The following is a 13,115-nucleotide window of genomic DNA, read 5'->3' on the forward strand; positions in this document are numbered from 1 at the left end:
CCCGTTCACCTTCGCCGCCTCCGGCGCCTGCGCGGTCTTTCCGGGTGCTCCTCGGCAGCCGTTGCGGTCAGGTCGGCCCGGGCGTGGTCCTGCCCGGTCTCGCCCGCCGGGGCCAGCACCTCACCGACCCGCGAGCGGGCGGTGAACCACTCCCATTCCCGCTCGGCCACGGCCAACTCGGCCTGGATACGGTCAGCATCCTCCCGTAGCCCGTCCACGCGGCGGCGAGCACCCAGCTCACGCTGTTCTAACAGCCCAACCACCGACGGCATCCGCAACCTCCCGGGAAACGACTCAACGACAGGCCGCTACTCCCACAGGACCTACCGCGCTACGCCCGACCAGCGGAAACGCAGCCCTCAGGTCCGGAAAGACAACAGCTTCTGAGGATGCCGCGTGGCATATGACCGCCGCTCTCCCGGCCGAGAGGTCTGCTGGGCCTGGGCCGGGACGACCTCGCCGAGGCTGTCCCACCGTGCGGTCATGTCGAATGATCTCCGGTGCGTTGAGCGTAATGGCGAAGGGGCCGAGGTTCGCTGCTGTGACGGCCATGCCGTCCGCGAGGGAGGGGAGGTGGGGGACCATCGCGTCACTTCCATGGTGGCGGGACGGGCTCGCCCCTGCCGGTTGGCCACGGAGTGGAGGTACGCATCGGGGCTGCTGGTTGGCTGTGGGGTCCGTCCGTGGAGCGGGTGCCGGCTGTGTCCTGTGGCTGAGTGGGGAAGGCCGGCAGGGTGGGGAAGGCTGGCAGGGAGGGGACTCGGACGGCCTGGGGAAAGTCGAGCACCTGGCCGGGGTCGTAGGTCGCCTTGACCCTTTGCAGGCGGGGGTAGTTGTCGGCGTAATAGGCGTGTTCCCAGCCCAGGAGTTCGGGGTCGGTGTCGTTGACGTAGGCCCCGGGGCCCAGGTGCATCTGCATGGCGGCGTGGGTGTTTCGCATCGAATCCAGCCGGGCGGCGGAGTCGGAGGGCGGGCATGTCCGGGGCCATGTGGTGATGTATTGAAGGACTGCCAGGGCGTTTCGGTGTGGAAACGCCGTCGCGCTGCTGGTGATGTCGGCCACGGCGCCTCCCAGGGAGTCGAGGTAGAAGCCGCCGGTGGCGCCGAGCCCGTGGAGGTCGTTGATGCCTGCGATCAGGATGGCGGTGGCGGCTTCGGTCATGGGTGCACGCACGATGTGCGACTTCCCGGCCCAGGCCATCCGGTCATCGCCGCCGGGGGTGTCACCCGAGTCGTTGCAGGCCCCCGGATCTGTGAAGGCAGGGGCGGGCCAGGCGGATTCGGAGTGCGTCGCGCTGTCGCGCAGGGGGTGGTCGGTGACCATGGCGGACTCGACGTAGCTGCCGGGTGTGATGTTGATCCGTTTCGGCGGGCGTCCAACGGCTGCGATCAGGCGGTCGATCACGCGGAGAAGCGAGGCGGTGCCGCCGATCCAGGCGCCGTGCACGATGGGTTGGGAGGGCCCGCTGCCATCGAGCAGGATCCGTACATCGCAGGAGACCTCGCGCGGTGTACGGGGGTCGGTGATCCAGTGCTGCCATCCGCACAGCGCGCTCGCCATGTCGGCGTGCGCCCACTGGATCTGGAAGTGCGCGAACGACCGGCCGGTGATGTCGACCGGTTGGAAGTCCAGGGCCGTGACGACGCCGAAGTTGCCTCCGCCTGCGCCACGCAGGGCCCAGAACAGTTCGCGGTCGGGATCCTCGGGCGCGCAGGTGAGGTGGCGTGTGCGTCCGTCCGGGGTGACGATGGTCGCTCCGGTGAGCCGGTCGCAGGAAAGTCCCCAAGCGCGGGAGAAGGCACTCTTGCCGCCACCGAGGGTCAAGCCGGCGACCCCGACCGATCCCCACCGTCCTGCTGCAATCGCCAGGTTGGAGCGTGCGAGGGTCTGTCCGGCGCTCGTGCTGCTGACACCGGCGCCCAGGCGCACCCTGTCGCGTGAGACGGTGATGCTGTTCAGGGCGGCGACATCGATCACCAGCCCTGGGGTGGTGGAGAAGCCTGCGTAGTTGTGGCCACCCGCGCGGACAGCGGTCGCTGTGCCGGTCTCGGCGGCGTAGGCCAGGCACGCCGCGGCGTCGTCCTCGTCTGCGATGCGGGCGATGGCTGCGGGCATGACGATGTCGTAGCGCTGGTTGTGCAGCACCCGGGCTTTGTCGTAGTCCGGGTCCCCCGGGCGCAGGAGCCGCCCGTGAAGCCTTCGTGCCAGCCGGGTGAGCTCCGCGTCGGAGCGGTGCCCGTGGGCCCGGACGGTGGGGCGTGATCCGGTGTGCGTCGTGACCGTACCGGTGGAAGGTGTCTTGACGGGGGTGATGGCCTGGGGCTGGGTGAAGAACTGGTCCGGGTCCACTGCGGCCTTGACGCGTTGCAGGCGGGGGTGGTTGTCGCCGTGATAGGCGGTTTCCCAGTCGTCGAGTTCGGGGTCCATGCCGTTCACGTAGCCGCCGGTGCCCAGGTGGGGGTGCATGGTGGTGTGGATGTCGCGGAGCCACTGCATGCGCTGTTCGATGTGGGGCTGCGGGGTGAACTCGTGCCAGTAGGAGTGGTATTGGACGACACCGACGGCCGACCGGTGGGGGAAGGCGGTGGCGTCCGGTGCCACGTCGTTGACCGCCCCGCCCATGGAGTCGATGAGCAGCCCTCCGGCTCCGGTGACGCCGTTGAGCCGGTGGAGCCGGTTGACCGCGGCGACCATGTCGTCGGCTGCCACCGGGGTCATGGGCCGGCGGACGATCTGCGACTTGGCTGCGAAGGCAACGCGGGGCCCGATGGTTCCCCCGCCCCAGCGCTCCGGTTCGGCCGCCGCCTGGACGTAGCTGACGGGGTGGGTGACGCGGTCGCTCTCGGGCCTGCCGACGGCGGTGACCAGGCTGTCGAGGAGCGGCTGGACTTGGCGGGGGGTGCCGATGAAGGTTCCGGTGACAACGAGTTCGGAGGGTGCGCCTCTGTCGCTGAGCTGTTCGATGGCGGTGCACAGTTCGCGCGGCAGGTTCGGGTCGGCGTTCCAGGCTGTCCAGCCTTGGATGAGGGCGGACATGTCCTTCATGGGCCAGCGCATGACGATGCGGGTGAAGGCCATGTCGCTGATGTCGACGGTGGTGTAGTCCAGTGCGGTGACCACGCCGAAGTTGCCTCCGCCACCGCCCAGCATGGCCCAGTGGAGATCGCGGTCGGCACCCAGGGAATGAGCGTTGACGCTGCGGAGTTGTCCGTCCGCGGTGACGATGTCCACACCCGTGAGGTGGTCGATGGCCAGGCCCCAGGACCGGGTGAAGGCGCTCAGGCCGCCACCCAGGGTCGCTCCGGCCACCCCGATGGAGGGGCAGCGCCCCAGCGGCAGGCCCGCTCCGGATGCGGCCAGTGCCGTGTGGGCCGCCATCCCCAGCGTTCCCGCACCCAGCCTGACCCGGCCGTCGCCCACCGTGATCGAGTTCAGTTCGCGCAGGTGGACCACGAGGCCGGGACCGGTGGAGTACCCCGCGTAGCTGTGGCCGCCGGAGCGGATCGTCAGTTGCACGCCGCGCTCTCGCGCGAAGGTCACGCACGCGGCAACGTCCTCGGCGGTGGCCGGGTAGGCCACGGCTTGCGGGTGCACGTCGTCGTAGCGCTGGTTGACCACGAGCCGTGCCTGCTCGTAGCCGGCGTCGTGAGGCTCCAGCAGTGTTCCGCTCATCCTGACGTCGAGGGCCGACCAGTCCACGGTGCTCGGGGTTCGGCTGCTGGACCGGATTCTTCGGTGGGTCGCGGAGCACGGCGACGGGGTGGCCGGGTCCTGGGTGAGCGAGGCGGAGGTGAGGAGGGCCGGCAGGGTGTGGAGGGAGGCCAGGACCGGAAAGTCGAACGGCAGCGGGCGGGGGCCCGTCTGGTCGGGTACGGAGGTGAATCCGCCGTCGGAGTCCTGGTGGGCCAGGAGGTAGCTGATGCCACGGCGGGCGCACGCGTGGTTGCCGTGGCGGGCCAGGACGGGCACGGCCTGTGCCGTGGACAGCACGTCGCTGGAGTCGTTGTTCTGCCGGCCCCAGCCTCCGTCGGCGTTCTGCACGGCAGTCAGGTGTGACACTGCTCGCGCGGTCGCCTCGGCGATCCGGGCGGCGAGGGAAGCGGAAGGCTGCGGCACCGCGTGCAGGGCGTTGAGCGTGCGGAGGATCCCGCTGGACTCGCTGATCGTCCAGCTGCGCTCGAAGGTTCCGTCAGGTCGCTGGGCGTCGAGGACGAACCCGGCGGACCTGGTGAGCAATGCGTGGTGCCGCCCGGTGGGGGCGAGTGCGAGGAGGGCCCCGGCGGTCATGTCCAGGTCGGGCGCATCGCTGCTGACCCAGGTTGGGAAGCCGCCGTCCGGCCCGGCCATGGCTTCCAGGTATCGGGTGGCCCGTCGCAGGTGGGAGGCGTAGCGCTCGGGGGCACTGGCCTCGAGGAACTCCATGCAGCGGGTGGTGGTGTCGAGGTCTGTCTGGGACATGGCGCTGGCGAACGGCCAGCCACCGTCGGGCGCCTGCCAGGAGGCGACGAACTCGCCCATCCGGCCCGTGAGCGGGCGCAGCCGGTCATCGGCAAGGAAGGCCAGTCCGGCGACGGCTGCGAGCCAGAGGTCCTGGCTGTCGAGAAACGGCAGCCCTCCGTCGCGGTTCTGAGCCAGCGTCATCCTCAGAATGCCGTCGTCCACCACCGGGTGGCCGGGGCGGAAGCCGCGAACGGCGTGCAGGGCGAGCAGGTGGGTGGTGGCGCCGGCCTCCCAGAACAGCCGGTTGCGGCCGGTGTCCAGCGAGTCGACCAGCCGGTTGCGTTCGGCTCCGGTCACCATGTGCGGGTGGCCGGTCGCCCGGGCGCAGATCACCCGGATGGCGAGGAGATTGACATCGGTGTACGTCGTGATCCGGTCCGGCGGCATCGACGGCAGGAGGTCGTCGTCCGTCATGAGGGCGTCGCACAGCAGGTGAAGCACTGCCCGCATCATGGCGGCCTTGAACCGGCCGCGCCCACCGGTTCCGCGGTTCAGCTGTCCGGCGAGCTCCACGACAGCCTGGCCTGCCCGTCCCGCTGTTTCGGCGGGGTGGAGACAGGCATCGATCAAAAGGGCGTCGACGGGATCCGCGCCCACCCGACGTGAGCGCAGAAACAAGGTCAGCTGTTCCTGCTGGGGCTCGTGTGTCCGTGCGGCGCGCAGGAGGGCGAGGAACAGTGCCGATTCCAATACCCGGCTGGCACACCGGTCGGTCACCGCTCCTCCGGGCGAGACGGCCAACGACAGATGCCGGGTGAGGCGGTCGATGCTCCTCGGCACGTCTGTCGGTGCCTGCCAGGGGCCGGGCGATCCGGTGGCCGGACCAAAGGGCGGAGGATTGTTGCCGGCCCGCTCTGGCTCTGCCAGCCGGGCGGCGTCGGGGCCTGCTGCCTCGGGGTCGTTGCGTCGCGTTTCTCCCTGCCAGGCCAGGGCCCCGTCGAGGAAGGAGCGGATCCGATCGACTCGTACGCTCAGACCTGCACTGTGCGGTCCTTGAGCGAGCGCGGTTGCCGCTGCCGCGTCGAAGGCGTCCATGCGTTCGCTGATCATCGTGCGGGCGATCGCGGCAGCCTCGTGGTGGGTGCACCGGCGTTCACGCGCGAGGATCGAGACGAGGTTGTCCGTTCCTTCAGCGGATTCCCGTCCCGCCGATGCCAGGTCGTTGGTCCACGCGACGAGATCCGCGGTGGCCTCGCGCAGACTCTCCAGGTCGCTCTCCTCGCCGGACAACCCGCGCTCCACCAAAGCGAGCATCGGCAGCACCGTGATGGTGTGCCGGCGCATCTCCACGTAGCGGGACAGCGCAAGGGGAGTGCGCCTGGTGCGCAGCAGGGATTCTTCACAGGTGGCGTCGGCAAAGTCGCGGTAGCGGGCGGCGAACCGCCTTGCCCATTGCGGGCTGGTGGCCGGTGTCGAGCGGTTCCACAGGTTCACGATCGCCCGCACCGCGGGGATGGACAGATCAGATGTGGTGGCCGACCCGTCCACCACGGAGACCAGGGAGTCCATGAGGGCCCGTACGTGCGAGGGACTGCCGTTGCCCGGTCCACGGTCGAGGCTGTCGTCGACCAGCGCGATGAAGGCACCCCACTGTGCCAGGAGTTCGAGTTCGGCCGGGTCCGCTCGGGGAGCGACGAAGCCGGCCATCCTTCCCTGCCCCATCCTCTCCAGACGCCGCTTCTCGTCCGGGGTCGTGAGCAGTCCCATGCGGTCGGCCCAGGCGCGTGCACGGCGTTCTGCCCGGTCCCACTGCCGGTTGCAGGTGGTCGGTTGGTTCATGGTTCGCTCGCCCTTGGTGGAAGTTCGTGTGCGGCTGGACAGCGGCGGGACGGGCCGCGTTCGAGGGGCTGGTGACCGACCTCGTTCCGCGAGCTCATCCGTAGGGAGGCGGCCGGGATGCGGCTGGCTCCGAGCAGGGGGCCACGCCGAACCGGCGGTGCGGGCCCGCCGGTTCATACGGACCGATACCGGGCTCCGCGGCGCTCCTGGGCCGGGCTTCCTGGAGGCGGATCGTGACCCGCTGGTGCTTGCCGGCGGCCCGGTGCTCCGACGTTCTCTTCGGCGGCGCGACCGGTGCCTCGCCCACCAACGTCGTGAACGTACGGCGGCCCGGCCCGGCCTCCTTCGATATCTCCCGCAGGCTCATCGCACCGCACTCGACAGACCTCGAACGGCCTCAACTCCAGCCGCCGATGCGGGTCCAAAGCCATCGTCAGTCGCCCCTCCGCCACCCCGAAGCCGACCACAGCAGACTTGCGGCACCCACCCGTCACCGCATCAACTTTGGTGCACTCTCCTCCGTACGAGGTGATGCACGATCACTTGTACGGCGCCGACTGTCGGCGTACTCCTGTGTAAGACCCCGCACGAATAGGCGGGTGTCATGGTCGGTGGTGGGGGCGTGTATCCCAGCGGTGGGTGGTCCAGACCCGGCGGATCAGACTACGGATGGTGATGATGGCGTCGGCGAGGTCGAAGAAGGCGTCGATGAGGAGCTGTCACGTTGTTGGGTGTGTGAGTGCCTGATGGTGCGTCGGGGCGTGGCGGGGGTCGGGTTTCGGGCCGGTGCTCAGGCTGCGGCGGGCTGGCCGGCAGCGCCGGTGACCTGGTCCCAGATGGCGAAGCGGATGGTCATCTCGGCTCGGTAGCCGGGAGCGGTCATCAGGTGGCGGCGGGGTCGGAAGTGCGGTGAGATGCCGCTGAACGCGGCCAGGAACCGCTGGGCTGCGCCGACGCTGAGGAAGCCTTTCATGGCGCGTTCGCGTTGCCGGGTCGGCTGGTGGCTGTTCTCCGCCCGGTTGTTCAGGCCCTTGTGGGAACGGTGCTCGACCGAGGGCATCAGCTCCCGGTGGGCGGTGCCGTAGGAGCGGAGCTTGTCGGTGACCATGACTCTGGGCACCCGCTGCTGCTTCTTCATGAGCTTGGTCAGGAACCGCTTGGCGGCCTTTGCGTTCCGCCTCGACTGGACCAGGATGTCCAGGACGTTGCCGTCCTGGTCGACGGCCCGCCACAGATACTGCCGCACACCGTTGATCTTGACGAACACTTCGTCGAGATGCCACTTGTCGCCAGGCCGGGGCCGTCGGCGGCGCAGTCCGTCGGCGTAGGCCTGGCCGAACTTGGCGCACCAACGGCGCACGGTCTCGTGGGAGACGAGGACGCCGCGCTGGAGCATGAGCTCTTCGACCTCGCGGAACGACAGCGGGAAGCGGTGGTACAGCCACACGCAGTGGGAGATGATCTCGGCCGGGTACCGGTGCCCCTTGTACGACGGCGGCGTACTGTCCACGGACGACCCCTCCCCGCATGACCAACCAGAAGATCATCCCACTTGGTCAGCCAACGTGACAGTCCCCTTCCCCGGCATCATCCCGCGCCACCTGTTCCTGCAGCGCACCGGGAACCGGCAGGGCGACAAGCCCTACCCGTCGGGCACCTACAGCTGGATGCTCCGCGAGTTCAGCAAGATCGTGAAGATCACCGACAGCAAGGGCAAGCCCGTCGGGCTCAGCCACACCCACCGCTTCCGTCACACCAAGCTGACCCGGCTCGCCGAACTCGGCCTGCCCGTCCACGTGCTGATGCGCTATGCCGGGCACGCGACCCCGTCGATGACGATGCACTACGTCGCTGCCCGCCAGGAACACGCCGAGCAGGCGTTCCTGGCCACCGCGAAACTCCGCGCGGACGGCACCCAGGTCGCCTTCTCCCGCGACGACCACGACAGCCTCCACCTGTTCAACCGGGCCGACCGGTTCCTGCCCCACGGCTGGTGCCTACTGCCGCCACTGCAGACCTGCGACAAGGGAAACGCCTGCCTGACCTGCTCGGTCTTCGTCACCGACGCCTCTCATCAGAGTGCTCTGGAACGGCAGTTGGCCGAGACCGAGGCCCTGTTCAACCGCAGCACCACCGCATTCCAGGAACGGCACGGCCGCCCGATGCCCGAGGACAACGTCTGGCTACTGCAACGGCCGGCCGAGCGCGCGGCCCTCACCAAGCTCCTGGACACCATCCGCTCCAAGCCCGGACGCGCCGTCCAGGGCGCCGGCTGCGGCGCAGCCCCCACCGGCCCTGTCCCGCCTCGACCTCGACCGTCACCGAAGGACCCGCCCATGACCGACGACGCTCGCGCCAAGCGCACCCAGACACTTTCCACCGCCGCGAAGGCCAAGTCCCAGGCCAAGACCGCCGCGGCAGAGAAGGCGATCCGCACCCTGGTCAAACGCGGTGAGCCGATCACCTTCCAGGCCGTCCAGCGCGAGGCCGGCGTCTCCCACGCCTTCCTCTATAACCACCCCGACCTGCGAGGACGCATCGAACGACTCCGGGCCCAAGCCCGTCCCGCCCCCGCACCGGCCGCTCCGGCCGACGAGCAGAGCACCCTCGTCCTCGCGCTGACCGGCCAGATCACCCGCCTCAAGAAGCAGCACCGAGAAGAATCACAGGCACTGCGGGATGCCCTGGAGCAGGCACACGGCGAGAATCTCGACCTCCGCCGCGAACTCGCTCGCCGCGGCGGAGACACCCCACCGCCACAAGCCCGAGTCATCGGACCCTGCTGACCTCACCCAGCGGTCATCAGGCCGATGAGCTCGGCATCCGTGCTCCCGGAGCGCAGCCGGACGTCGAAGTTGTAGCCCTCGTCGCAATACACCAGGTCAAAGCCCGCCGGAGCGAGCCTGCGGAATACCGCCGCCAACCTCACAGCGTCAGCCTCCGGGACATCCAAGTACAGACACGTCCCGTCTTGATGCAGATATGCCTCGCCAGCGCCGTCTTGCACCTCGAAAGACCAGCAATAACTCCGTGCCTCGCTGCGAGGTGTCGCATCGATCTCCACACCAGCCCACCCGGCTCGGATCGCCGCGGTCAGAGCGTCACGATCGACCTGCCACCCACCCGCGTCTCCAACGACCATCACCATGAACGTCGCCACAGCGACTGTCTATCACTACCGCCCAGGCACGGGACCGCTTCTCACACTCCATCGATCGCAGAAGCGACCTGATCTGGAATGTCAGCCAGAAACAGAAACGAAACCGGGGATAACAGGCGGGCCGACGACGCAGAGGTTCTCCCGGCGGCCGACCCACTCCAGGGTCCGTAGCGCCGACTGGGTGGGGACCGGGATGGAGGAGGCGTCCTCGTTCCAGATGTGGAAGGTCTTGCCGGTGGGGAACGCCGCGCGTTGGCGGCGGGTGCGCAGGTTGGAGGCATCGCGCCCGGCGGCTTCCTCCGCGAGCAGGGCCCGGACGATCTCGGCGGGGTCCCAGCGCTGGGCTTTGGCGACCGGGACGATCTCGCTCAGGGCGCGTCGGATGTGCGGGAGTTTGAGCTTGCGCGTCAGCGCGATCGCCTCGTCCAGAGCGGCGCCGGAGGTCGCGGCGACCGCGGAGGCCGGGGCTTGGGCTCGAGGACGCGGGAGGGAAAGGGTGCTGCTGGTGTCGGTCATGGGCAGGGGTCTTCCTGATCGGTGCGGACAGCCCTCGGCTAGGGTGCCGGGATGCTGGAGAAGGCGGGTGCTGAGGTTGTGGCCGAGCGTGAGCGCATCGCGGCCCGGGTGCGGGACGAACTGGTGGCCGCCGGCTTGCCGGTCGTGGCATCAGGGCTGAATCGGGTGCTGTCACAAGGCGTTGAGGTGACCGTCGACCCGTTCGACGACGACGCCGGCGGGGTTTCCGTGGCCTGGAGTTCCAGCCCACGGCTGCAGAGCTGTGTGATGCGTGCAGCCAGACACAACCTCCTGGACGATCCGGCGCTCGCCCATCAACAGGTCGTGCTGGAGGCGATGCTTGCGGCGATCACCGCGATTCTGGTGTCGGCCGGGTTCACGGTGCGCGACAGCCTCAACGACTACGCGCCCTTCACGTTGGAGGTGCTGGCCGGGCCCGGTGGCCCCCCGTCGTGGGGATTGCGTGAGGAAGAGGTGGCTGTGGCGGGCCGGTCGGCCGGTGCCGGCGGGGCATCAGCCGATGGATCCGAATCCTGACCAGGCCGAGGTGCCCGGTTGCAGGCTGTGCTGTTCTCCGGGCCTGGTCGGTTCCGGCGTCGTCGTGCTCGACCTGGTGGGCCAGGGGACCGCTGGGGCGCTGTCACGTTGGCTGACAGGGTGGGAGGATCCTCGGGCTGATCACGGTGGAGGGGGTCGTCCGTGGAGGGCATGTCGCCGTCGTACAAGGGGCACCGGTATCCGGTCGAGGTGATCTCGCACTGCGTGTGGCTGTACTTCCGGTTCCCGCTCAGTTTCCGTGAGGTCGAGGAGCTGATGCTGGAACGCGGCGTGATCGTCTCGTACGAGACGGTCCGCCGCTGGTGCCTGAAGTTCGGTCAGCAGTACGCCAACGGACTGCGCCGCCGGCGGCCCCAGCCCGGCGACAAGTGGCTCTACCTTCTTGAACGGGTTGGTCCTCCCGTTCGTAGGGTGAGGACACCCAGGGGAGCTGGGTGTGGCTGACAAGTGGCTGCCGTTCGTGGCTTCAGGTGCTTGGCCGCCTGGCTCCCCACGACGACTCGGCCGCCGATTGGGAAGTGCGAACAAGTCGCTGTGTAGAGCAATGCCGGCGAGGTCGTCCGTGGTACGCAAGGCATGTACGACCGAATGGAGCACGATGAGCCGGATATGGGCGGGAACCGACTGCGGCAAGACCCACCACCACTGCCTGGTCCTGGACAGCGAGGGCGACACGCTGCTGTCGCGTCGGGTGGCCAACGACGAGCCGGAACTGCTGAAGCTGATCGGTGACGTCCTGGACCTCGCCGACGGCGGCAAGACGACCTGGGCGCTTGACATGACCGGCGGCGAGCCCGGCCTGCTGATCGCCCTTCTGGTCAACCATGGCCAGGAGCTCGTCTACATCCCCGGTATCGCGGTCAACCGGGCCACCGACAGCTACCGCGGCCAGGGCAAGACGGACGCCCGTGACGCCCGCGTGATCGCCGACCAGGCCCGGATGCGCCGCGACCTCCAGCCGATCCGCCCCGGCGACGAAGCCACGCTCGAGCTGCGGCTGCTGACCGACCACCGCGTCGATCTGGTCGCCGACCGCACCCGCACCACCAACCGGCTCAAGGCCCTGCTGAACAGCATGTTTCCGGCCCTGGAACGGGCCCTCGACCTGGGTAACGTCGGCCCGCTGGTGCTGCTAACCGGTTACCAGACACCGGCAGCGATCCGCCGCGCGGGCAGTCGGCGGCTGACCGCCTGGCTGCGCAACCGCAAGGTCTGCAACGCTGCTGCCCTCGCCGAGAAGGTGGTTGAGGCCGCCGAGCGCCAGCACACCGCCGTCGTGGGTGAGAAGGCCATCGCGAAGATGGTGCACACCCTCGCCAAGGAGGTGATGGTCCTCAACGAGAAGATCACCGAGACCGACAAACTCATCGAGGGCCGGTTTCGCGAACACGAACTGGCCGACGTGATCCAGTCCATGCCCGGCATCGGCACGATCCTCGGTGCCGAGTTCCTCGTCGCCGTCGGCGGCAGCCTGGACGCCTTCCCCACGGCCGACCGGCTCGCGGCCTTCGCCGGCGTGGTCCCCGCCCCACGCGACTCCGGCCAGGTCAGCGGTAACGACCACCGACCGACGAGATACCACCGTCGCCTGCAGCGCGTCTTCTACATCTCCGCGCTGGTCAGCGTCCAACGAGACCCCAACTCACGGAAGTTTTACGACCGCAAGCGCGCCGAGGGGAAACGGCACGTCCAGGCCGTCCTCGCGCTCGCACGCCGTCGCGTCAACGTCCTGTGGGCTCTGATCCGTGACCGACGGTGCTACCAGGTCATACCCTCAGTGACGACGGCGGCTTGACATCGGCATTGGGAAGCATCTGGACGAGGTCTTCATCAAGATCAACGGTGAGCAGAAGTACCTGTGGCGGGCTGTCGACCAGGACGGCAACGTGCTGGACATCCTGGTGCAGAGCCGCCGGGACATGGCTGCGGCCAGGCGCTTCTTCCGCACGCTGCTGACCAAGACGGGCGGGGTGCCGCGGGTGATCGTCACGGACAAGCTCCGCTCCTACGGCGCGGCCCACCGCGAGGTCATGCCCTCCGTCGAGCACCGTTCCCACAAGGGCCTGAACAACCGGGCCGAGAACAGTCATCAGCCCACCCGGCAACGCGAACGGGCGATGAAAGGCTTCCGCAGCGTGGGCGCCGCGCAGCGTTTCCTGTCCGCGTTCAGCGGCATCTCACCCCACTTCCGGCCCCGCCGCCACCTGATGACCGGCACCCAACACCCCGCCGAAATGACCGTCCGCTTCACCATCTGGGAGCAGATCACCGGCGTCACCGGCCGGCCTGCCGCCGCCTGAGCCCAGGGCCGGCACCCGGCCCCACCACACCTCGACACACCGTCAGACACCCGCACACCCAACAACGTGACAACGCCCCCCATGACGAACGGCGCCAGGTAACAGCGGTGGGGCGTTGGCCGCCCGGCACCGGGACCGGGAACGGTCGTTGTACTCCGTGGCGCCCGGCTGGCCGGTACGGGCCGGCCGGGGAGGACGCCAGAACTGGTAGGCCAAAAGGGACCATGAGATGATCTTGAAGCTCTGAAAACCCGGCCGGATCTGCCACTCCGCCTCCGCCATGTCGGAGCAGTAACACCAC

The 13,115-nt window shown here is 68.9% G+C and carries 6 protein-coding genes and 5 pseudogenes; 5 read left to right on the plus strand and 6 right to left on the minus strand.

Annotation, left to right across the window (positions count from 1 at the left end; translation table 11 throughout):
* Positions 1-9 precede the first annotated feature (9 nt).
* The 4 genes and pseudogenes from OG842_RS40180 to OG842_RS40195 form a co-directional block, all read right to left on the minus strand.
* A pseudogene (locus tag OG842_RS40180) lies at positions 10-272 on the minus strand (hypothetical protein); the annotation flags it as partial.
* Positions 273-589: 317 nt separating this feature from the next.
* Positions 590-6,280, minus strand: a complete 5,691-nt coding sequence (locus OG842_RS40185; RefSeq protein ID WP_328512633.1) for an FAD-binding protein — start codon at positions 6,278-6,280, stop codon at positions 590-592.
* A 602-nt stretch (positions 6,281-6,882) separates the two neighbouring features.
* Positions 6,883-6,993 (minus strand): annotated as a pseudogene (locus OG842_RS40190) (IS5/IS1182 family transposase); the annotation flags it as partial.
* A 77-nt stretch (positions 6,994-7,070) separates the two neighbouring features.
* A complete protein-coding gene (locus OG842_RS40195; RefSeq protein WP_328512634.1) occupies positions 7,071-7,790 on the minus strand; it encodes an IS6 family transposase in 720 nt (239 codons plus the stop codon).
* Positions 7,791-7,845: 55 nt separating this feature from the next.
* On the opposite strand from OG842_RS40195, the gene OG842_RS40200 reads away from it, so the two are divergent.
* Positions 7,846-9,066: a DUF6262 family protein gene (locus OG842_RS40200; RefSeq protein WP_328512635.1), complete on the plus strand. Its 1,221-nt coding sequence runs from the start codon at positions 7,846-7,848 to the stop codon at positions 9,064-9,066.
* A 2-nt stretch (positions 9,067-9,068) separates the two neighbouring features.
* On the opposite strand, the gene OG842_RS40205 is transcribed toward OG842_RS40200, so the two are convergent.
* Positions 9,069-9,440, minus strand: a complete 372-nt coding sequence (locus OG842_RS40205; protein WP_328512636.1) for a hypothetical protein — start codon at positions 9,438-9,440, stop codon at positions 9,069-9,071.
* Positions 9,441-9,557: 117 nt separating this feature from the next.
* A pseudogene (locus tag OG842_RS40210) lies at positions 9,558-9,869 on the minus strand (ATP-binding protein); the annotation flags it as partial.
* 138 nt (positions 9,870-10,007) lie between these two features.
* On the opposite strand from OG842_RS40210, the gene OG842_RS40215 reads away from it, so the two are divergent.
* The 4 genes and pseudogenes from OG842_RS40215 to OG842_RS40230 all read left to right on the plus strand — a co-directional run.
* Positions 10,008-10,493 (plus strand): hypothetical protein, encoded by a 486-nt coding sequence (locus OG842_RS40215; RefSeq protein WP_328512638.1) that lies wholly within the window; start codon positions 10,008-10,010, stop codon positions 10,491-10,493.
* A 171-nt stretch (positions 10,494-10,664) separates the two neighbouring features.
* A pseudogene (locus tag OG842_RS40220) lies at positions 10,665-10,886 on the plus strand (IS6 family transposase); the annotation flags it as partial.
* Positions 10,887-11,112: 226 nt separating this feature from the next.
* Entirely contained in the window at positions 11,113-12,309 is a 1,197-nt protein-coding gene (locus tag OG842_RS40225) for an IS110 family transposase (protein WP_266726579.1), read from the plus strand.
* A 16-nt stretch (positions 12,310-12,325) separates the two neighbouring features.
* Positions 12,326-12,814: pseudogene (locus tag OG842_RS40230) on the plus strand (IS6 family transposase); the annotation flags it as partial.
* Positions 12,815-13,115: the final 301 nt, after the last annotated feature.

Origin of the sequence: Streptomyces sp. NBC_00376, from assembly GCF_036077095.1 — a bacterium.
Classification (GTDB): domain Bacteria; phylum Actinomycetota; class Actinomycetes; order Streptomycetales; family Streptomycetaceae; genus Streptomyces.